Raw genomic sequence first — 21,388 nt, 5'->3', positions numbered from 1 at the left:
GCGGATGTACACCAACCCGTGAGGTGTTTTATGAGCGCGACCCCTAATGGCGCGGCGGCCCAACCGTTCGTCGCCCACTCGATTCGATTGACCCTCAATGGCCAGGATCGCCAATTGGACGTGTTGCCCTGGACCACCTTGCTGGACCTGTTGCGCGAACAATTGGATCTGGTCGGCAGCAAAAAAGGCTGCGACCACGGCCAATGTGGCGCCTGCACCGTATTGCGCGATGGCAAGCGCGTTAACGCCTGCCTGACCCTCGCTGTGATGTGCGATGGCGCCGAGCTGACCACCATCGAAGGCTTGGCCGAAGGCGACCAACTGCACCCCATGCAGCAAGCTTTTATCAAGCACGATGCCTTCCAGTGCGGCTATTGCACCCCCGGCCAGATCTGTTCCGCCGTGGGCCTGGCCAATGAAGGCCGCGCCCACGACAGTGCCCAGATTCAGGAACTGATGAGCGGCAACCTGTGCCGTTGCGGCGCCTACACCAATATCCGTGATGCCATCGAAGAGGCGCTGCCAGCGTGCCGCACCACGGGAGGTGAGCAATGAACCCTTTCCAGTACAGCAAACCTGCCGATGTGCACGAAGCCGTGCAGTTGAGCAGTGCGGTATCGCGCTTCATTGCTGGCGGCACCAACCTGTTGGACTTGATGAAGGAAAACATCAGCCGCCCCGAGCACCTGATCGATATCACTGGCCTGCCACTGCATGCGATTGAAGAAACTGCCGAGGGCGGTGTGCGTATCGGCGCGCTGGTGAGCAATGCCGACCTGGCCTGGCATCCGCTGATCGAACAGCGCTACCCGTTGCTGTCCCAGGCGATCCTGGCCGGGGCTTCGCCGCAACTGCGCAATATGGCCAGTACCGGCGGCAACCTGTTGCAGCGCACCCGGTGCTACTACTTCTATGACGCGACGGTGCCGTGCAATAAGCGCGAGCCCGGCAGCGGTTGCCCGGCGCGCAGCGGTTTGAATCGCATCCATGCGATCCTCGGCGCCAGCGAGCAGTGCGTGGCCACCCATCCTTCGGACATGTGCGTGGCCCTGGCGGCGCTGGAAGCGCGGGTACATGTCGAGGGCCGCGGCGGGGCGCGAGTCATCGAGTTTGCCGACTTCCATCGCCTGCCCGGCGATGCGCCGCAGCGCGACAACCAGTTGGCCGACGATGAGCTGATCATCGCTATCGAACTGCCTGCCGACCATCTGGCCCGGCATAGCCACTACTTGAAAATCCGCGACCGGGCGTCGTATGCCTTTGCTTTGGTGTCGGTGGCTGCGGCGCTGGAACTGGACGGCGACACCATCGTTGATGCACGCCTGGCCCTTGGCGGCGTGGCGCACAAACCCTGGCGCGACCGCGCAGTGGAAGCGGCATTGATCGGTCAGACCGTCAGCCGCGAAACCTTCAGCAACGCCGCCGACGCCCTATTGCAAGACGCCGAGCCGCTGGAACACAACGGCTTCAAGATCAAACTGGCACGACGCGCAATCATCCGTGCCCTGAGCGACGCCGCTGTCGCAGGAGAACAGCCATGAGTGCTATCGGCAAACCCTTGGATCGTGTCGACGGTCTGCTCAAGGTCACAGGCCAGGCGCGCTATGCCGGTGAGTTCCCTGAGGAGGGCCTGCTGCATGGCAGCGTAGTCTCCAGCACCATCGCCAAAGGCCGCGTTATCAAGATCGATGCCTCCATGGCCCTGGCTTTGCCCGGCGTGGTCGAGGTCATCCATCATCTCAATCGCCCCAGAATCGCCAGCTACGACGATGCCTTCCAGGATGATGATGCCGCCGACGGCTCACCCTTTCGCCCGCTGTATAACGACCGCGTGCTATACAACGGCCAGCCCCTGGCCTTGGTGATCGCCGATAACCTGGAACTGGCCCGGTACGCCGGTTCACTGGTGAACATCGAATACGCACCTGAAGATTTCGAAACGGACCTGCTCACCCAGCAGGAGCGAGCTCACCCTTCGCCGCAGACACCGCCCAAACCACGCGGCAACTTTCAGGCTGAGTGGGCCGGCGCGGCGATCAGCCTCGATCTGCATTACAGCACCCCCATCGAACACCACAACCCGATGGAACCCCATGCCAGCACCGTGCTGTATCAGCCGGACGGTACGTTGCATATCCACGACAAAACCCAGGGCCCGCAGAACTGCCAAGCCTACGTGCAAAAAGTGTTCGGCCTGGATAAAAGCCAGGTGCGCATCTTTGCTGCCTTTGTCGGTGGCGCCTTCGGTTCGGGCCTGCGCCCGCAGTATCAATTGCCACTGGCCGTCATGGCCTCCCTGGCGCTCAAGCGGTCGGTGCGCGTCACTCTGACTCGCCAGCAGATGTTCACTTTCGGTTATCGCCCGCGCACTTTGCAGCGTTTGCAAATGGGTGCCGCTGCCAACGGTCGACTGCTGGCTCTAGGCCATACCGCAATTGGCCAGACGTCGCGCTTCGAGGATTTCAGCGAGCATGTAGTGGAATGGAGCGGCATGCTCTATCACTGCGACAACGTGCAACTGACCTACAAGTTGGTACCGCTGGATGTGTTCACGCCCTTGGACATGCGCGCACCCGGCGCCGCCTTGGGCGTGATCGGCCTGGAATGTGCCATGGATGAACTGGCCTGCGCCCTGGCTATCGATCCGGTGCAACTGCGCCTGATCAACTACGCCGAGCGCAACCAGAACGAAGACAAACCCTGGTCGAGCAAAGCCCTGCGCGAATGCTACAGCGAAGGCGCCGAACGCTTCGGCTGGAGCCAGCGCAACCCGGAACCGCGCAGCATGCGCGACGGCCGCCAGTTGATCGGCTGGGGCATGGCCGGTGGGGTGTGGGAAGCCATGCAGATGAAGGCCAGCGCCAAGGCTCGCATCGATAGCGACGGCAAACTCACCGTCAGCAGTGCCACTACCGACATTGGCACGGGCACCTACACGGTGATGACCCAGATTGCCTCTCAGGCCAGTGGCGTGGCGATGGCCGATATCAGCTTTCTGCTGGGTGATTCGTCATTGCCCACGGCGCCGTTGCAGGGCGGTTCGTTTACCGTGTCCTCCGTCGGTACCGCCGTGCAGCAAGCGTGCGAAGCGCTGAATGCCAAGTTGCTGAAAATCGCCCGGCAGACTTACCCGGTGTTCAAGGATGCCGAATCCGTAAGGTTCGAGGACGGCAAGCTGCATGCCGGTGACGTGAGTGTGGCGTTGGCCCAGCTCGTCAAGGACAGCGGTGAGGACATCCTCGAGGTGCAGGTCGACAGTGATCCGGACAAGAAGCGCGAGGGTTATGCCACCGCCACTCACTCGGCGGTATTCGTCGAGGTGCGGGTGGACGAGGACCTGGGCACCATCAAGGTCAGCCGTGTAGTCAGCGCGATTGCCGCCGGGCGCGTGGTCAACCCGAAGATGGCCCGTAGCCAGATCCTTGGCGGTGTGGTGTGGGGCATCGGCATGGCCCTGCATGAAGAGACCCAGGTCGATCACCAACTGGGGCGCTACATGAACCACAGCCTGGCCGAGTACCACGTCCCGGTGAATGCCGATATCGGTGAAATTGACGTGGTGTTTGTCGAAGAGCACGACGAGGTCGTCAATGCCCTGGGGTCCAAGGGAGTTGGAGAGATCGGGATCGTCGGGGTGGCGGCGGCGGTAGCGAATGCGATTTACCACGCCACCGGCAAGCGGGTGCGGGAGTTTCCGATCACCCTGGACAAGGTGCTTTAAAAAAACACCTCATCACCCATGTGGGAGGGGGCTTGCCCCCGATGGCGTCAGGTCAGTCACGGCATCGTCGCCTGACACTCTGCTATCGGGGGCAAGCCCCTCCCACATTAGTTATACGGCAGTTTTTTGAATGGGTTCTTCCACTGGCACATGCATACGGTCCCGATTAGCCAATGTCGGAAACAGCTTGATCCACACCCCAGTCACCACCAGCGTGCCGATACCACCCATGACCACCGCCGGCACAGTGCCGAACCAATGAGCAGTAATCCCGGATTCGAACTCGCCCAACTGATTCGATGCGCCGATAAACAAGCCATTGACCGCACTGACCCGCCCGCGCATCTCGTCCGGCGTCTCCAACTGCACGAACGACGCACGGATCACCATGCTGATCATGTCTGCCGCGCCCAGCACCACCAGCACCGCCAGGGAGAACCAGAAGGAGGTCGACAGGCCGAAGGCGATGGTTGCCACGCCAAATATGCCGACGGCGGTAAACATCACGCGGCCGACCTGGCGGTCCACCGAGAACCGCGCCAACCACAATGACATTAATAACGCCCCCACCGCCGGCGCCGAACGCAGCAGGCCCAGGCCCCAGGCGCCGGTCAACAGGATGTCCTTGGCGAACACCGGCAGCAGCGCGGTGGCGCCACCCAGCAGCACGGCGAACAAGTCCAGGGAGATGGCGCCGAGGATGTCCGGGCGGCTGCGGATAAAGCGAATGCCGGCCAGCAGCGAGTCCAGGGTGGCCTTGCCTTTGTTCAGCGGGGTCTGGCGGGCGGGCAGGTTCAGGGTCAGCACGCAGGCAATCAGGTACAGCACCACGGTCGGGCCATACACCCACACACTGCCAAACGCATAGAGCAAACCGCCAAGGGCCGGGGCGACGATGGTCGCCAATTGCTGGGCCGATTGCGAGGAGGCCACGGCCCGCGGGAACAGGGCGCTCGGCACGATACTTGGCAGCAGAGCCTGGGTGGTGGGCATTTCAAACGAACGCGCCGCGCCGAGCAGGAACGCGAGGATAAAGATCATCTCGCGGGTCACGTTGCCGGTCAGGCCGCCGATGGCCAGGGACAAGGCAATCAGCGCCTGCAGGGTCTGGCAGATGGCGGCGACTTTGCGTCGCTCATAGCGATCAGCCACATGCCCGGTGTGCAGCATGAACAGCACACGCGGTACGAACTCCACCAGACCCACCAAGCCCAGGTCCAGCACATTGCCGGTCAGTTGGTAGAGGTTCCAGCCGATCGCCACGGTGAGCATCTGGAAGCCGCTGGCAGTAAAGATGCGCGCCAGCCAGAACGCGATGAAAGGACGGTGGTGACGTAACAATAACGCGGGTTCACTGGGCATCGGGAACTCAGGTCAGGGTTGTGGGAATGGCGAGATTAGCACCAAGCTGTAACAAATAGTTGCGAGAACAGGGCTGAGGCAAGCTGTCACGCGGCAAAAGACCACACAGTCTGATCGCGAAAATGAGACTACTCTTTTGAGCAATGCTTGATCCAGATCAAAACCTGCCCCGGGATTGTTCTGGCGGTCGCAAGACCAGATTCCCTGCGAGATGGGTAAAAAAAGAAACGAATTGAAATTCGCCACACTCCATATCCGTGGGGGCAGTGGGTGCAGGCTCCCAGCCAGCAGCCGGTATTACCTGACAGAGGAAGACTTATGTTCGGTTTGGAGGCGCTAGATCTCGCCCGAATTCAATTCGCGTTCACCATCTCATTCCACATCCTGTTCCCGGCGATCACCATCGGCCTGGCCAGTTACCTTGCGGTGCTGGAAGGATTGTGGCTCAAGACCCACAACGATACCTACCGCGACCTCTACCATTTCTGGTCGAAGATCTTTGCGGTCAACTTCGGCATGGGGGTGGTCTCGGGCCTGGTCATGGCCTATCAGTTCGGCACCAACTGGAGCCGCTTCTCGGACTTCGCCGGCAGCATTACCGGGCCGTTGCTGACATATGAAGTGTTGACGGCCTTCTTCCTTGAGGCCGGTTTCCTAGGTGTGATGCTGTTCGGCTGGAACAAGGTGGGGCGCAAGCTGCACTTTTTCTCCACGGTAATGGTGGCGGTCGGTACGTTGATTTCCACGTTCTGGATTCTGGCATCCAACAGCTGGATGCAGACGCCCCAGGGCTTTGAAATCATCGATGGCCGCGTGATCCCCACCGATTGGCTGGCGGTGATCTTCAATCCTTCATTTCCCTATCGCCTGATGCACATGGCCACGGCGGCCTTTGTGGCTACGGCGTTCTTCGTCGGCTCCTCGGCGGCCTGGCATCTGCTGCGCGGCAAGGACAACCCGGCGATCCGCAAAATGCTGTCGATGGCCATGTGGATGGCCTTGATCGTTGCGCCGATCCAGGCGGTGATTGGCGACTTCCATGGTCTCAATACCCTCAAGCATCAACCGGCAAAAATCGCCGCGATTGAAGGCCACTGGGAAAACATCGGCAACGAGCCGACGCCACTGATTCTGTTCGGCTGGCCGGACATGAAAGCCGAGAAAACCAAATACGCGGTCGAAATTCCCTACCTCGGCAGCCTGATCCTGACCCACTCCCTGGACAAACAGGTGCCGGCCCTCAAGGAGTTCCCGCCTGAGGACCGTCCGAACTCGACCGTCGTGTTCTGGTCATTCCGAGTCATGGTCGGCCTGGGCTTTTTGATGATCTTCACCGGTTTGTTCAGCCTCTGGCTGCGCCGGGGCGACAAGATGTATACGTCCAAGCCGTTCCTGTACCTGGCGTTGTGGATGGGCCCCTCCGGCCTGATCGCAATTCTCGCCGGTTGGTTCACCACCGAAATCGGACGCCAGCCTTGGGTGGTCTACGGGCTGATGCGCACGGCGGATGCCTCATCCGGGCATAGCCTTGCGCAGATGACCATCACTCTGGTGTTGTTCGTGGTGGTGTACTTTGCGCTGTTCGGTGCCGGCCTGGGCTACATGATGCGCCTGGTGCGCAAAGGGCCTCAGACTTATGAAGGCAGCGAACCCACCCACGGTGGCCCTGGCCAGAAACGCACCCCGGCACGGCCGTTGTCTGCCGCCGATGATGGCAGCGATAACGACCACGACCACATCCAGCACAAGGGGAATTGAGATGGGTATTGATCTTCCGCTGATCTGGGCCGTGATCATCATCTTCGGCATCATGATGTACGTGGTCATGGACGGCTTCGACCTGGGCATCGGCATTCTCTTTCCGTTTATCCCCGGCAAGGTTGACCGTGACGTGATGATGAACACCGTGGCGCCTGTCTGGGACGGTAACGAAACCTGGCTGGTGCTCGGCGGCGCGGCGTTGTTCGGCGCGTTCCCGCTGGCGTATTCGGTGGTGTTGTCGGCCTTGTACCTGCCGCTGATCCTGATGCTGATCGGCCTGATCTTCCGTGGCGTGGCCTTTGAGTTTCGCTTCAAGGCCAAGGATCACAAACGCCACCTGTGGGACAAGGCGTTTATCGGCGGCTCGCTGGCGGCGACCTTCTTCCAGGGTGTGGCGCTGGGTGCCTTTATCGACGGCATCCCGGTGGTCGACCGCCAGTTTGCCGGTGGCTCACTGGACTGGCTCACACCGTTCACGATGTTCTGTGGCGTGGCGTTGATCGTGGCCTATGCGTTGCTCGGCTGCACCTGGCTGATCATGAAGACCGAAGGCAAGTTGCAGGAGCAGATGCACAACCTGGCGCGGCCATTGGCGTTCGTGGTATTGGCGGTGATCGGTATCGTCAGTATCTGGACGCCGCTGACCCACCCGGAAATCGCCTCGCGCTGGTTTACCCTGCCGAACCTGTTCTGGTTCCTGCCAGTGCCGATCCTGGTGCTGGTGACCATGTACGGTCTGTTCCGCGCCGTGGCGCGACATGCGCACTACACGCCGTTCCTGTTGACGCTGGTATTGATCTTCCTCGGCTACAGCGGCCTTGGTATCAGCCTGTGGCCGAATATCATCCCGCCATCCGTGTCGATCTGGGATGCCGCCGCGCCGCCGCAAAGCCAGGGCTTCATGCTGGTGGGCACGTTGTTCATTATCCCGTTTATCCTGGGTTACACCTTCTGGAGCTACTACGTGTTCCGCGGCAAGGTCACCCACGAAGACGGCTATCACTAGGAGGGACGAAACATGTCCGGCAAACCTACGTTGCACGAGATTGAACAGGCCGAGAAGCAGCCTTTGTGGCGGCGCCTGGGTTGGCTGGCGATGATCTGGACCGCCAGCGTGGTGGCCCTGTTCATTGTGGCCAGTCTGATGCGCATGTTCATGAATGCCGCCGGCCTGACCACGCACTGACACCAATGTAGGAGCGAGCTTGCTCGCGAAAAACGTCAACGATAACGCGGGGTGCCTGACGCCCCGCGGTGTTCTCAGGTTTTTCGCGAGCAAGCTCGCTCCTACAAAAAAAGCAGGGCTTTTTTTATTTGCGTGCCTTGAGAATCACGAACTTCGGCGTGGCCGCCACTTGCTCGACACCGCGGAACAACCGCGCCAGCTTGCTGTGGTAGCCCAGGTGACGGTTACCGACGATATACAGGGCGCCGCCGACGACCAAGGCTTCACGTGCCTGCTGGAACATGCGCCAGGCGAGGAAGTCACCGACAACCTGTTGCTGGTGGAACGGTGGGTTGCACAGCACCACGTCCAGCGATTGCGCCTCCTGGCCGGCCAGGCCGTCATCGGCGCGTACTATGACCTCACGCCCACCCAAAGCGGCTTGCCAGTTTTCAGCGGCAGACTGCGCGGCCATGTAGGACTCATCTACCAGGGTGTAGTGGGCGTCTGGGTTTTGCAGGGCGCTGGCAATCGCCAGCACGCCGTTGCCGCAGCCCAGGTCCGCCACGCGGGCACTGCCGAGGTCTTTCGGCAGGTGGGGCAGGAAGGCGCGGGTACCGATGTCCAGGGCGTCGCGGCAGAACACATTGGCGTGGTTGAGCAACTCGATGGCTGGTGTGTCCAGGGTGTAGCGGGTCGGGTAGGGCGAGACGGCAACCGCGCGATCTGCAACGGTGGCGATCAACAGGCGTGCCTTTTTTACCGCCAATGAGGCATGCATCGGCCCGATATAACGCTCCAGCAACTCGCCCGCAGCCCGTGGCAGATGCTTGACCATCGCCGCGGCGATCACTTGTGCGCCAGGCGCCAGCTGCCCCTGCAAGCGGATCAGTTGTTCCTCCAGCAGCGCCAGGGTTTTCGGGACACGGAGCAGCACGCGATCGAACGGCCCGCTCACGGCCTGGCTGGCAGGTATGAACCTCACGGCATCAAAGGCCTTGCCATTGCGCAGGAGATTTTTCTCCAGCCCCTGGGCAGCGAGGAACGAGTCGCCGCTGGAGGTGATCTGCACATGGCCCAGCAGGCTGGCTGCCAGGGCACCGAAGCTGTCATTGAGGATCAGCACGCGGGTGGCAGCATGGGGTTGCTGTTCGGCAAGGTAGCTGAGCAGGTACTCGTCGGCGGCATCGAAGGCTTGCAGCGGATCATTATGCTGCTCTGGCTGGCGAATCAGATCGAGCTGGGCGAAGGGGCTGTCGAGCAGGGGCATGGCAGGGGAGGCTCTGGGGTAATCGGCGGGCCGTCTGAGTGAACCGCGAAGCAATACCTTAAAGGGCTGCGTCAACACTCAGAATTGACCACAAATGTTACTTTTTTTTGAACCCGATGACATGCAGTGTTTCTTGCCCAGTTAAAACAGCCCCGCTTTGGAAGCACTGAGTACAGCAGCGATCTTGTTATTGACCCCCAGTTTCTTGAACGTGCTGCTGATATGAAAACCCACCGTGCGCTCCGACAGGCAGAGGATGGTGGCGATATCCGAGGCGGTCTTGCCCATGGCTGACCATTTGAGGATTTCTGTTTCCCGTGGGGTCAGTTTGCTTGGAGAATGCACGTCGGAGTTATAGGCATATTTTTGCGCTACCACCGCGTGTAGCGCATGACATAGCCACAAGGCCTGCCCCGCCTTTTCATATAATTCCTGCGGGGTGATTTCGCCAGTACTGCGGCCCAAGGTCAGCATGCTATAGACGCCCTGGAAGTCATGCACCGGTTGTGTCCAAGCCAGATGCACGCCGTAGGATTGGGCCATCGACCACAATTCGGGTGCGGTCTCGAACGCTTTTTCCTCCCAGACGATAGGCAATACGCAGCGCTTGCAGTGGGCCACAATTGGGTCTACGTCGAAATAGTGCGCACGCTGATAAAGTTTGCTCCACTCGTTTGGATAGTTGTTCATCTGAACGGGTTTTGCCTGGGGGCTATGTGATTGGCAGCCCATCGTGAATGAACAGTACTGGAAACCTAGTTCATAGGTATGGTTAAGCACCATTTCAAAGACAGTAGTGATCTCGTTTTCCCCTTCCAGTTTGGGGAGACGAGTAGTGCGCCAGTTTTCCATCGTGAATCTCCATGGTTTGCCATGTTACGTGGGTACGTCCTGATCCCAATGTTTAACGGAAATTAGTGTAGGACACTGCCTGCAAATGCATGTGAAAAAGATGTTATATACCGTCAAATCCAACAGTTGTTTGGCTTTGTACGGTGCAGCGGATTTTGCATAAGATTCCGGACTTGGAGGTGGTTTTTTAGTGCATTTAAGGGGTTATGAATGGTGTCAGACTGATGGCGGCGTAGGTGCGATGTGCTGGACGGTGATAGGTTGGCAGACGATTAATAGCGAAATAGTTAGTTTGCGTTAACGTGACCTCGTTCTCCCCTTAAGCGCCTTTTTCTGCCTGGCCGGCATCCAGGTTGGGCGGCCTTGGCAATGCCAGTACAAATCAACGGTGTTTGCGCGGCCTGCTTTGAGGGACACTAGGCGCCTGTGCAAAACGGAGCCCCCCATGACGGCCAGTGCTGAGAAATTTACCCGCCAGACCTTGCTCGACGTGCAATCGCTGACCCCCAGCCTCTTCACCCTGCGCACCACGCGCGACCCCGGTTTTCGTTTTACTGCGGGCCAGTTCGTGCGCCTGGGCGTAACCAAGGCAGATGGCAGTACGGTATGGCGTGCTTATTCCTTGGTCTCGTCGCCGTTCGACGAGTACCTCGATTTCTTTTCCATTGTCGTTCCAGGCGGCGAGTTCACCAGTGAGCTGAGCCGCCTGCAGATAGGCGATACCTTGCTGGTAGAACGCCAGGCCACCGGTTTCCTGACCCTTAGCCGCTTTGTGGATGGGCGTGACCTGTGGCTGCTGGGCACCGGTACAGGCGTGGCACCGTTCCTGTCGATCCTGCAGGACTTCGAAGCCTGGGAGAAGTTCGAGCGCATCATCCTCGTGTACAGCGCCCGGGAGGCTAAGGAATTAGCGTACCAATCGCTGATCAAGGAGCTGGGGACGCGTGAGTATCTTGCGCAATACGCCCACAAGCTCATCTACATCCCCATCGTCACCCGTGAACAGCATCCGGGTGCGTTGAACGGGCGTATTACGGCCTTGATAGAAAACGGTGAGTTGGAACGTGCGGCCGGCGTCGAGCTGACGGCGGAGCACTCGCGCGTACTGATTTGCGGCAACCCGCAGATGGTCGATGACACCCGCCAGTTGCTCAAGCAACGGGACATGCAATTGAGCCTGAGTCGACGTCCGGGCCAGGTTGCAGTAGAAAACTACTGGTAGAAAAAAGGCGCCTCACGAGGCGCCTTCTTCGTGCAGCCGCTGGTTACAGTGGCTTGTCATTCTGTGCCTTGAGCAGATCGCGGATCTCACCCAACAGAACTTCTTCCTTGCTCGGCGTCGGTGGCAAGCTCGGGGCCACGGCCTCCTCTCGCTTCAGGCGGTTGATGGCCTTTACACCCATGAAGATCGCAAACGCCACGATCACAAAGTCGATGATGCTCTGGATGAACTTGCCATAGGCCAGGACCACTGCGGGTACATCGCCTTGCGCGGCCTTGAGCGTTACTGCCAGGTCGCCAAAGTCCACCCCCCCGATCAGCAGACCAATAGGCGGCATGATCACGTCGCCTACAAACGAGGAAACAATTTTGCCGAAGGCGGCGCCGATGATGATACCGACGGCCATGTCGACCACATTGCCTTTGACCGCGAAGGCCTTGAATTCACTGATCACGCCCATAGGTTATTCCTTGTTACAGTTGAAAAGGGTGGAGGTCAGTGTAATTCAGTCGTTCAAGGCTTGCTCGACACAACTGTTAACACTGTCGATTTTTATCGACACATTAAATCGCAAATAGTTTGCAAAGTGCCATCAATCGCGCGCGAAATAGGCGCTATTTCAGCGGGTTACCAGATTATTTTCTTAATCGGACCTGTGGTGTTTTTCTATTTATCTTCTGACTCACGGGTCACTAGCCTCTGGCAGGCACAACGAATGTGCACTGAAAAAAACCAGAGGAAACCTCGATGAATACTTCACTCAGCCGCAGGCCCGTGTCCGCGCGCCACGCGCTGGCACTGGTGACCGCCAGCCTGCTTTCCCTGTCCGTGCAAGCCGCCAACCTGACCCGCGATAACGGCGCCGCTGTCGGTGACAACCAGAACTCGCAAACCGCCGGCGCCAACGGCCCAGTTTTGTTGCAGGACGTACAATTGATCCAGAAACTGCAACGTTTCGACCGCGAGCGCATCCCCGAGCGCGTGGTTCATGCCCGCGGCACTGGCGCCCATGGCACGTTTACCGTCATTGACAACCTCAGTGACCTGACCAAGGCCAAGGTGTTCGCTGCTGGTGAAACCACCCCCGTGTTCGTGCGTTTTTCGGCGGTGGTCCACGGTAACCATTCCCCGGAAACCCTACGCGACCCACGAGGCTTCGCCACCAAGTTCTATACCGCCGAAGGTAACTGGGACCTGGTCGGCAATAACTTCCCGACCTTCTTTATCCGTGACGCCATCAAGTTCCCGGACATGGTCCACGCCTTCAAGCCGGACCCACGCACTAACCTGGATGATGACTCGCGTCGTTTCGACTTCTTCTCCCATGTTCCAGAGTCCACTCGTACATTGACCGAGTTGTATTCGGACTCGGGCACGCCAGCCAGTTACCGTGAAATGGACGGTAACGGCGTACATGCCTACAAGTTGATTAACGCCAAGGGCGAAGTGCACTACGTCAAGTTTCACTGGAAGAGCCTGCAAGGCATCAAGAACCTTGATCCCAAGCAAGTCACCGAAGTGCAGGGCCGTGACTACAGCCATATGACCAATGACTTGGTCGCTCATATCAACAAGGGCGATTTCCCGAAGTGGGACTTATATGTACAAGTCCTCAAGCCCGAGGACTTGGCCAAGTTTGATTTCGACCCATTGGACGCCACTAAGATCTGGCCGGATGTACCGCAGCGTAAAGTCGGGCAAATGGTGCTGAACCGCAACCCTGGCAACGTCTTCCAGGAAACCGAGCAAGTCGCCATGGCCCCGGCCAACCTGGTACCGGGCATTGAGCCGTCGGAAGATCGCCTGCTGCAGGGCCGGGTATTCTCCTATGCCGATACGCAGATGTACCGCCTGGGCGCCAACGCCCTGCAATTGCCGATCAACGCCCCACGGGTGACCGTCAACAACGGCAACCAGGACGGCGCGATGAACTTCGGCAAGACCACCACCGGCGTGAACTACCAGCCAAGTCGTCTGATGCCACGGGAAGAGCCGCAAACTGCGCGCTACAGCGAGTCGGCGCTGGCGGGCAATACCCAGCAGGCGAAGATCCAGCGTGAGCAGAACTTCAAGCAGGCCGGTGACCTGTACCGGTCCTACTCCAAGAAGGAGCGTCAGGACTTGATCGACAACTTCGGCGGCTCGTTGGCCACCACCGATGACGAGAGCAAGCACATCATCCTGTCGTTCCTCTACAAAGCTGATCCGGAATACGGCACCGGCGTGGCCAAGGTCGCCAAGGGTGACCTGGCGCGCGTGAAGGCGCTGGCGGAAAAACTGACCGACTGATCCGTTGGTTGTGGTCGGCGCCCTGATGGGGCGCTGACCTTTGCAGGAGAAAACCCTATGCGTATCTCTATCGGTTTGCTGATGGCCATGCTGGCCTTTGTCGCCCATGCCGAATCCCCCGACCCGGTGGCGCTCAAGGCGCAGTTACAGGATTACTATTTCGATGCTGCCCGCCGTGGCGACCTCGACATGCTCAATACTTTCATCGAGTCCGGCTATGGCCTCAACACCCAGGACGATAAAGGCTACACCGCGCTGATCCTCGCCGCTTATCACGGCCAAGGCCCGTATGTAGAACGTTTGCTCGACGCGGGTGCCGATGCCTGCGTGCAAGACAAACGCGGCAACACGGCGTTGATGGGCGCCATCTTCAAAGGCGAGCTGAAAATTGCCCAGCGTCTGCTGGCAACCGACTGCAACCCCGATCAACGCAACGGCGCAGGGCAGACTGCCGCCATGTACGCCGGGCTATTCAAGCGCCTTGAACTGCTGGGCGAGCTGCAAGCCAAAGGCGCCGACTTGAACGCCGAAGACCCCATCGGCAACAGCGCTTCACGTTTGGCCAACGGTGAAATCCGGACCCCGGCGTCGCGCTGAGCTATCATCGCGGTTTTTCGGTTGGAGGTTCTCACATGGCAAAGGCCAAGCGCATGTACGGCTGCACAGAGTGCGGCGCGACCTTTCCCAAATGGGCGGGCCAGTGCTCCGAGTGCGGTGCGTGGAACACCCTGACTGAAACCATGATCGAGAGCGGCGGGGCTGCAGCGCCTACCGGCCGCGCCGGCTGGACCGGGCAACAGGCGCAGATCAAGACCCTGGCAGAAGTCAGTGTCGAAGAGATCCCGCGTTTCTCCACCGCCTCCGGTGAGTTGGATCGCGTACTCGGTGGTGGCCTGGTGGACGGTTCGGTGGTGCTGATCGGCGGTGACCCGGGCATCGGCAAGTCGACCATCCTGTTGCAGACCTTGTGCAGCATCGCCAGCCGCATGCCGGCGCTGTATGTCACCGGCGAAGAGTCCCAGCAGCAAGTGGCCATGCGCGCCAGGCGCCTGGGCCTGCCCCAGGACCAGCTGCGGGTCATGACCGAAACCTGCATCGAAAGCATCATTGCCACGGCGCGGATCGAAAAGCCCAAGGTGATGGTGATCGACTCGATCCAGACGATTTTTACTGAGCAACTGCAATCGGCACCGGGCGGCGTGTCCCAGGTGCGGGAAAGTGCGGCGTTGTTGGTGCGCTATGCCAAACAAAGTGGTACGGCGATTTTCCTGGTCGGTCACGTAACCAAGGAAGGCGCGCTGGCCGGGCCACGGGTGCTGGAGCACATGGTCGACACCGTGCTGTATTTCGAAGGTGAATCCGACGGTCGCCTACGCTTGCTGCGGGCGGTGAAGAACCGTTTTGGCGCGGTGAACGAGTTGGGTGTGTTCGCCATGACCGACCGCGGGCTTAAGGAAGTCTCCAATCCCTCAGCGATTTTTCTGACCCGCGCCCAAGAGGAAGTCCCGGGCAGTGTGGTGATGGCAACATGGGAGGGCACCCGGCCGATGCTGGTGGAGGTCCAGGCGCTGGTGGATGACAGTCACCTGGCCAACCCGCGACGGGTCACGCTCGGCCTGGACCAGAACCGTCTGGCGATGTTGCTGGCAGTATTGCACCGCCACGGTGGTATCCCGACCCACGACCAGGACGTGTTCCTCAACGTGGTCGGCGGGGTCAAGGTGTTGGAGACCGCTTCCGACCTGGCGCTGATGGCGGCGGTGATGTCCAGCCTGCGCAATCGGCCACTACCTCACGACCTGCTGGTGTTCGGTGAAGTGGGCTTGTCGGGTGAAGTGCGCCCGGTGCCCAGCGGGCAGGAGCGATTGAAGGAGGCAGCCAAGCATGGCTTTAAGCGTGCAATTGTGCCCAAGGGCAATGCGCCGAAGGAGATGCCGGCAGGTTTGCAGGTGATTGGAGTGACGCGCCTGGAGCAGGCGTTGGATGCACTGTTCGAGTAGCCAGCGACACCGCAAAAACAATGTGGGAGGGGGCTTGCTCCGATTACGGTGGATCAGTAATAGATGGGCTGACTGACCCACCGCAATCGGGAGCAAGCCCCCTCCCACATTTGAATTGTGTTGGCTTCTAGATTTCCAGCAATGCCGCCAGCTCTCTGTGTAGCTCTTCCTCATCCCCCAGGTTCAACTCAATCAGCCGCCGCAAATGGCTGATCGAATCCAGATCGATGTATTGGCACACGAAGCCCAGCTGCCCCTGATCCTCGTGGCTCAGCTTCACTTGCATCTTTATATGTGCTTTAGGATCCAGGCGCATGTCTACGTCGAACGGCAGGGCTTTATTTCCCTTCCAGCCTTCGGGGCGCTCTATCAATAGGCCCTTTAACGAGAGATCTACCAACTTAACCGGCAATTCCAATCCGTTTTGCCGAATTTCGGTCTTGGCGTCAAAAGCGATCCGGCGAAAACGGCGACGGTCAGGCGCATGCTCGGTCATGGTGAAGCCCTCTGTGGATAGGAGCAGTGTAGCCCTGCGCCACCCTCCAGCATTTATTTCCGCTTTTTTTCGCCATGGCAAGGCTCTAGACCAACGTAGGGGGCTGGTCTTTGATGCCAGTAGCGCTAAACTCCGGATGGCTGTCCTTTCTGTCCACCCTGGCTGGAATATAAAAATGAAAAATAATAATAGCCTGCTACGCCACTTACCCTGGCTGGTGCTGGCAATCGTAGGAGCGTGCGCCCTGGGCGTAGTGGCCTTGCGCCGCGGCGAGGCGATCAACGCCTTGTGGATCGTGGTCGCTGCTGTGGCCATCTATCTGGTTGCGTACCGTTACTACAGTCTGTTCATCGCCAATAACGTGATGCAACTCGATCCCCGGCGGGCCACCCCCGCAGTGGTCAATAACGACGGTCTGGACTATGTGCCGACCAACAAACACATCCTGTTCGGTCACCACTTTGCGGCGATTGCCGGGGCGGGCCCGTTGGTCGGCCCGGTACTGGCTGCGCAGATGGGCTACCTGCCCGGCACCCTGTGGCTGATTGCCGGGGTGGTACTGGCCGGTGCGGTGCAGGACTTCATGATCCTGTTCCTGTCCACCCGTCGTAACGGTCGCTCCCTGGGCGACATGGTCCGCGAAGAGATGGGGCGTATTCCCGGGACTATCGCGCTGTTTGGCTGCTTCCTGATCATGATCATCATCCTCGCGGTGCTGGCGCTGATCGTGGTCAAGGCCCTGGCCGAGAGCCCATGGGGCATCTTCACGGTGATGGCGACCATCCCGATCGCGATGTTCATGGGCATCTACATGCGCTACATCCGCCCGGGCCGCATCGGTGAAATCTCGATCATCGGCGTGCTGCTGCTGCTCGGTTCGATCTGGCTGGGCGGGCAGATTGCCGCCGACCCGTACTGGGCCAAGGCCTTTACCTTCACCGGGATCCAGATCACCTGGATGCTGATTGGCTACGGCTTCGTGGCTGCCGTGCTGCCGGTCTGGCTGATCCTGGCGCCCCGTGACTACCTGTCGACCTTCCTGAAAATCGGCACCATCATCGCCCTGGCGATTGGCATCCTGGTCACCATGCCCGACCTGAAAATGCCGGCACTGACCCAGTTCATCGACGGCACCGGTCCGGTGTGGAAGGGCGGCCTGTTCCCGTTCCTGTTCATTACCATTGCCTGTGGCGCGGTCTCGGGCTTCCATGCGCTGATCTCCTCGGGCACCACGCCCAAGTTGCTGGCCAGTGAAAGCCACGCCCGTTACATCGGCTACGGTGGCATGCTGATGGAATCGTTCGTAGCCATCATGGCGATGGTTGCCGCCTCGGTGATCGAGCCAGGCGTGTACTTCGCCATGAACAGCCCGGCTGCAATCGTCGGCACCGACGTGGTCACCGTGGCGCAAACCGTCAGCAGCTGGGGCTTCGCAATTACCCCTGAGGCGCTGTCAGCCGTGGCCCACGATATCGGTGAAACCACGATCCTGGCGCGTGCCGGTGGTGCACCGACACTGGCGGTCGGTATCGCGCAGATCCTGCACAGTGTGCTGCCAGGTGAAAACACCATGGCGTTCTGGTACCACTTTGCGATCCTGTTCGAAGCGCTGTTCATCCTCACAGCAGTCGATGCCGGTACACGTGCCGGTCGCTTCATGCTGCAGGACCTGCTGGGTTCGTTTGTGCCGGCGCTGAAACGCACCGAGTCGTGGACTGCCAACCTGATCGCGACTGCCGGTTGCGTGGCAATGTGGGGTTACCTGTTGTACCAGGGCGTGATCGACCCGCTGGGTGGCATCAACACCTTGTGGCCGCTGTTCGGTATCTCCAACCAGATGCTGGCGGGCATCGCGCTGATGCTGGCGACCGTTGTGCTGATCAAAATGAAACGCCAACGCTACATCTGGGTAACCATGCTGCCGGCGGTCTGGCTGCTGATCTGCACCACCACCGCAGGCTTCATCAAGCTGTTCGACGCCAACCCGGCCATTGGCTTCCTGTCGCTTGCGAAGAAATACAGCGATGCCTTGGCTAATGGCCAGATCCTGGCCCCGGCCAAGAACATCGACCAGATGCAGCACGTGATCTGGAACGCCTATACCAACGCAACGCTGACGGCGCTGTTCCTGTTCGTGGTGTTCAGCATCCTGTTCTATGCGCTCAAGGTTGGCGTCGCCGCCTGGGGCAACAAAGAGCGTACGGATAAAGAGGCCCCGTTCCAGGCTGTACCGGACGCGTAAACGAGGATTGCAAACATGTTCAATGACATCAGTCGCCTCGGTAAATACCTCGGTCAGGCCGCACGCCTGATGGTCGGCATGCCCGACTACGACACCTACGTCGAGCATATGCAAACCAAGCACCCGGACAAGCCGGTGATGGACTACAAGGCGTTCTTCCGAGAACGCCAGGAGGCCCGTTACGGCGGCAAGGGTGGACCCAAGTGCTGCTAGCTCGATAACTTGGGTTGGCGGTGATCCTTGTGGGAGGGGGCTTGCTCCCGATAGCGGTATGTCAGTGACATACAAGTGCCTGGCACACTGCTATCGGGAGCAAGCCCCCTCCCACATTTGTTTTGTGTTTATTCAGTTATCAGGAGGTAATTTTGTCCTCTCCCATCCCCGTCACCATCCTCAGCGGCTTCCTCGGCGCCGGCAAGACCACCTTGCTGCGCCACCTGCTCAAGGCCGAGCACGGCTTGAAAATCGCCGTGATCGAAAACGAATTCAGCGACGCCGGCATCGACACCCAGCTCTTGGGCGCAGAGCCGGTGCAAGTCATGACCCTGTCCAACGGCTGTGTGTGCTGCACCATCCACACTGACCTGACCAAGGCCCTGTACCTGCTGCTCGAACGCCTGGACAGTGGCGAAATCGCCTTTGACCGATTGGTGATCGAGTGTACGGGCCTGGCCGATCCTGCCCCTGTGGCTCAGACGTTTTTTATCGACGAAGAACTGCGCGAGCGCTACATCCTCGACGGCATCATTACCTTGGTGGACGCGGCCCACGCCGAGCAACACCTGGCCCAGACCATCGCCCAGGCCCAGATCGGCTTTGCCGACCGCCTGTTGGTGAGCAAGCGAGACCTGGTGGACGAGGCGACGTTCGACGCCCTCAGCCAGCGCCTGACGCGCATCAACCGCCGTGCGCCGATCCGTGTGGTGGATCACGGCAAGATTGACCTGGCCGAGTTGCTGGATGTGCGTGGTTTCAACCTCAACGCCGGCATGAGCCTGCGCCCGGTCAACGCCGCGCCATCGGTCGACCGTATTTCCAGCCTGGTACTGCGTACCGAGCAGCCACTGGATATCGACCGGCTCAGCGAGTTCATGAACGAGTTGCTGGAAGACCACGGCAAGCAATTGCTGCGCTACAAGGGCGTGTTGAATATTGCCGGGGAAGACCGGCGCATGGTGTTCCAGGGCGTCTTGAAACTCTATGGTTTCGACTGGGACACCGAATGGGCCGAGGGTGAAGCGCGGGAGAGTGTGATCGTGTTTATTGCCGATGAGCTGCCGGAGGACAAGATCCGAGAAGGCTTCCAGCGCGTCTACCAATCCTGATTTGAAATACGATCAACTGTGGGAGGGGGCTTGCTCCCGATTGCGGTGGGTCAGTAAACAAATAAGTGACTGACACTGCTATCGGGAGCAAGCCCCCTCCCACATTGGATTGCATTTCAAATTGAAATAAAAAAGCCCGGCTCAAGAGCCCAATGCCGTTCAGTTAAGCGTATACCGCCCTCTGTAGGAGCGAGCTTGCTCGCGAAAAACGTCAACGATAACGCGTGCTTCCTGAATGAACGCGGCGCCTATGAGTTTTTCGCGAGCAAGCTCGCTCCTACAAAATGCCTTAACTGAACAGCATTGCGGCTCAAGAGCCGGGCTTCTTAATTCAAGCTACTGCAATTAAGCGCCGTATACCGGCAGCTTCTTGCAGATGGCCTTGACCTTCTCACGTACCGCGTCGATCACGGCTTCGTTGTTCAGGTCTGCCAGGATGTCGCAGATCCAGCCAGCCAGTTCCTTGCACTCGGCTTCCTTGAAGCCACGGGTGGTCACAGCCGGAGTGCCGAAGCGCAGGCCGGAAGTGACGAACGGCGAACGTGGATCGTTCGGCACGGAGTTCTTGTTTACGGTGATGAAGGCTTTGCCCAGGGCAGCGTCAGCATCTTTACCGGAAATGTCCTGCTTGATCAGCGACAGCAGGAACAGGTGGTTTTCGGTACCGCCGGACACCACGTCAAAACCGCGCTCGATAAACACGCTGGCCATGGCCTGGGCGTTCTTCACCACTTGCTGTTGATAGGTCTTGAACTCAGGCTGCAGCGCTTCCTTGAAGCAGATCGCTTTAGCCGCGATCACGTGCTCCAGCGGGCCGCCCTGGGCGCCCGGGAATACTGCGGAGTTGAGCTTTTTCTCGATCTCGGCGTTGGCGCGCGCCAGGATCAGGCCGCCACGTGGGCCGCGCAGGGTCTTGTGGGTGGTGGTGGTCACCACGTCAGCGTAAGGCACCGGGTTCGGGTAGACACCAGCGGCGACCAGGCCGGCAACGTGAGCCATGTCGACGAACAGGTAGGCGCCGACTTTGTCAGCGATTTCGCGGAAACGTGGGAAATCCAGAATCTGCGAGTATGCAGAGAAACCGGCCACGATCATTTTCGGCTTGTGCTCGACTGCCAGGCGCTCGACTTCGTCGTAGTCGATCAGGCCGTCGGCATTGATACCGTATTGGACGGCGTTGTACAGCTTGCCGGAGGAGGAAACGCTGGCGCCGTGGGTCAGGTGGCCGCCGTGGGCCAGGCTCATGCCCAGGATGGTGTCGCCGCCTTGCAGCAGGGCCAGGTACACGGCGCTGTTGGCTTGGGAACCGGCGTGTGGCTGGACGTTGGCGTAATCGGCGCCGAACAGTTCCTTGGCACGGTCGATAGCCAACTGCTCAACCACGTCGACGTACTCGCAACCACCGTAGTAGCGCTTGCCTGGGTAGCCTTCGGCGTACTTGTTGGTCAGAACCGAACCTTGAGCCTCCATCACCGCAGGGCTGGTGTAGTTTTCCGAAGCGATCAGCTCAATGTGCTCTTCCTGGCGCACGGCTTCTTGCTCCATGGCGGCGAAGAGATCGGCGTCGTACTTGGCAATAGTCAAATCACGGCTGAACATGGCGGTCCTCAAGGATCGGGGGCAGAAAAGAAGGGCATTCTAACCCAATGGGTTTTGGATGGCATATGAAAGGACATCATGTCG

19 protein-coding genes are annotated in these 21,388 nt (G+C 59.6%); 13 read left to right on the top strand and 6 right to left on the bottom strand.

Annotation, left to right across the window (positions count from 1 at the left end; genetic code table 11):
* Positions 1-30: 30 nt before the first annotated feature.
* The 3 genes from QYQ93_RS25210 to QYQ93_RS25200 are packed head-to-tail and all read left to right on the top strand — an operon-like array spanning position 31 to position 3,721.
* Positions 31-555: a (2Fe-2S)-binding protein gene (locus tag QYQ93_RS25210; protein ID WP_043048475.1), complete on the top strand. Its 525-nt coding sequence runs from the start codon at positions 31-33 to the stop codon at positions 553-555.
* Positions 552-1,541 carry an FAD binding domain-containing protein gene (locus QYQ93_RS25205; protein WP_043048473.1) on the top strand — a complete coding sequence of 330 codons (990 nt, stop codon included), beginning with the start codon at positions 552-554 and terminating at the stop codon, positions 1,539-1,541. Before QYQ93_RS25210 ends, QYQ93_RS25205 begins: the two co-directional genes overlap by 4 nt.
* Positions 1,538-3,721 carry a xanthine dehydrogenase family protein molybdopterin-binding subunit gene (locus QYQ93_RS25200; protein ID WP_338475730.1) on the top strand — a complete coding sequence of 728 codons (2,184 nt, stop codon included), beginning with the start codon at positions 1,538-1,540 and terminating at the stop codon, positions 3,719-3,721. The genes QYQ93_RS25205 and QYQ93_RS25200 overlap by 4 nt, the downstream gene beginning before the upstream one ends.
* Positions 3,722-3,832: 111 nt before the next feature.
* Here QYQ93_RS25200 and QYQ93_RS25195 read toward each other — a convergent pair whose 3' ends face one another.
* The gene (locus QYQ93_RS25195; RefSeq protein WP_338475728.1) at positions 3,833-5,083 is read right to left on the bottom strand and encodes an MFS transporter; all 1,251 of its coding nucleotides are present in this window, start codon (positions 5,081-5,083) and stop codon (positions 3,833-3,835) included.
* 318 nt (positions 5,084-5,401) lie between these two features.
* Here QYQ93_RS25195 and QYQ93_RS25190 point away from each other — a divergent pair, with 318 nt between their 5' ends.
* The 3 genes from QYQ93_RS25190 to QYQ93_RS25180 are packed head-to-tail and all read left to right on the top strand — an operon-like array spanning position 5,402 to position 8,030.
* Complete coding sequence (locus QYQ93_RS25190) at positions 5,402-6,841, top strand: cytochrome ubiquinol oxidase subunit I (protein WP_043048468.1); 1,440 nt, start codon at positions 5,402-5,404, stop codon at positions 6,839-6,841.
* 1 nt (position 6,842) lies between these two features.
* On the top strand, positions 6,843-7,850 hold the full coding sequence (gene cydB / locus QYQ93_RS25185) for a cytochrome d ubiquinol oxidase subunit II (protein ID WP_043048467.1): 1,008 nt from the start codon (positions 6,843-6,845) through the stop codon (positions 7,848-7,850).
* Between the two features lie 12 nt (positions 7,851-7,862).
* Positions 7,863-8,030: a DUF2474 domain-containing protein gene (locus tag QYQ93_RS25180; RefSeq protein WP_068965453.1), complete on the top strand. Its 168-nt coding sequence runs from the start codon at positions 7,863-7,865 to the stop codon at positions 8,028-8,030.
* Positions 8,031-8,154: 124 nt separating this feature from the next.
* On the opposite strand, the gene QYQ93_RS25170 is transcribed toward QYQ93_RS25180, so the two are convergent.
* Both QYQ93_RS25170 and QYQ93_RS25165 read right to left on the bottom strand, forming a co-directional pair.
* Positions 8,155-9,279, bottom strand: a complete 1,125-nt coding sequence (locus QYQ93_RS25170) for a class I SAM-dependent methyltransferase (RefSeq protein WP_338475725.1) — start codon at positions 9,277-9,279, stop codon at positions 8,155-8,157.
* Between the two features lie 141 nt (positions 9,280-9,420).
* Complete coding sequence (locus QYQ93_RS25165) at positions 9,421-10,131, bottom strand: LuxR family transcriptional regulator (protein WP_043048464.1); 711 nt, start codon at positions 10,129-10,131, stop codon at positions 9,421-9,423.
* Between the two features lie 445 nt (positions 10,132-10,576).
* On the opposite strand from QYQ93_RS25165, the gene QYQ93_RS25160 reads away from it, so the two are divergent.
* A complete protein-coding gene (locus QYQ93_RS25160) occupies positions 10,577-11,353 on the top strand; it encodes a ferredoxin--NADP reductase (protein WP_043048463.1) in 777 nt (258 codons plus the stop codon).
* A gap of 43 nt (positions 11,354-11,396) precedes the next feature.
* Here QYQ93_RS25160 and mscL read toward each other — a convergent pair whose 3' ends face one another.
* Positions 11,397-11,813: a large-conductance mechanosensitive channel protein MscL gene (gene mscL / locus QYQ93_RS25155; protein WP_043048461.1), complete on the bottom strand. Its 417-nt coding sequence runs from the start codon at positions 11,811-11,813 to the stop codon at positions 11,397-11,399.
* A gap of 287 nt (positions 11,814-12,100) precedes the next feature.
* Here mscL and QYQ93_RS25150 point away from each other — a divergent pair, with 287 nt between their 5' ends.
* From QYQ93_RS25150 to radA, 3 genes are read left to right on the top strand one after another with little or no spacing between them, the layout of a single operon-like run.
* The gene (locus QYQ93_RS25150; RefSeq protein ID WP_338475722.1) at positions 12,101-13,642 is read left to right on the top strand and encodes a catalase; all 1,542 of its coding nucleotides are present in this window, start codon (positions 12,101-12,103) and stop codon (positions 13,640-13,642) included.
* Positions 13,643-13,699: 57 nt separating this feature from the next.
* A complete protein-coding gene (locus tag QYQ93_RS25145; RefSeq protein WP_043048458.1) occupies positions 13,700-14,239 on the top strand; it encodes an ankyrin repeat domain-containing protein in 540 nt (179 codons plus the stop codon).
* A 35-nt stretch (positions 14,240-14,274) separates the two neighbouring features.
* The gene (radA, locus tag QYQ93_RS25140; RefSeq protein ID WP_005791613.1) at positions 14,275-15,642 is read left to right on the top strand and encodes a DNA repair protein RadA; all 1,368 of its coding nucleotides are present in this window, start codon (positions 14,275-14,277) and stop codon (positions 15,640-15,642) included.
* A gap of 127 nt (positions 15,643-15,769) precedes the next feature.
* On the opposite strand, the gene QYQ93_RS25135 is transcribed toward radA, so the two are convergent.
* The gene (locus QYQ93_RS25135; protein ID WP_338475721.1) at positions 15,770-16,138 is read right to left on the bottom strand and encodes a PilZ domain-containing protein; all 369 of its coding nucleotides are present in this window, start codon (positions 16,136-16,138) and stop codon (positions 15,770-15,772) included.
* A gap of 175 nt (positions 16,139-16,313) precedes the next feature.
* Between QYQ93_RS25135 and QYQ93_RS25130 the strand changes: the two genes are divergently transcribed.
* The 3 genes from QYQ93_RS25130 to yjiA all read left to right on the top strand — a co-directional run bounded on the left by QYQ93_RS25130 (position 16,314) and on the right by yjiA (position 19,705).
* Positions 16,314-18,380, top strand: a complete 2,067-nt coding sequence (locus QYQ93_RS25130; RefSeq protein ID WP_043048455.1) for a carbon starvation CstA family protein — start codon at positions 16,314-16,316, stop codon at positions 18,378-18,380.
* Between the two features lie 15 nt (positions 18,381-18,395).
* Positions 18,396-18,593, top strand: a complete 198-nt coding sequence (locus tag QYQ93_RS25125) for a YbdD/YjiX family protein (RefSeq protein WP_003194308.1) — start codon at positions 18,396-18,398, stop codon at positions 18,591-18,593.
* A 152-nt stretch (positions 18,594-18,745) separates the two neighbouring features.
* Positions 18,746-19,705, top strand: a complete 960-nt coding sequence (gene yjiA, locus QYQ93_RS25120) for a GTPase (RefSeq protein ID WP_043048453.1) — start codon at positions 18,746-18,748, stop codon at positions 19,703-19,705.
* 345 nt (positions 19,706-20,050) lie between these two features.
* On the opposite strand, the gene glyA is transcribed toward yjiA, so the two are convergent.
* The gene (gene glyA, locus QYQ93_RS25115; RefSeq protein WP_043048451.1) at positions 20,051-21,304 is read right to left on the bottom strand and encodes a serine hydroxymethyltransferase; all 1,254 of its coding nucleotides are present in this window, start codon (positions 21,302-21,304) and stop codon (positions 20,051-20,053) included.
* Positions 21,305-21,388: the final 84 nt, after the last annotated feature.

Origin of the sequence: Pseudomonas khavaziana, from assembly GCF_036704165.1 — a bacterium.
GTDB classification, from domain to species: domain Bacteria; phylum Pseudomonadota; class Gammaproteobacteria; order Pseudomonadales; family Pseudomonadaceae; genus Aquipseudomonas; species Aquipseudomonas khavaziana.
Note: the sequence above shows the minus strand (reverse complement) of the source record. Positions and strands in the feature narration are given on the sequence as shown.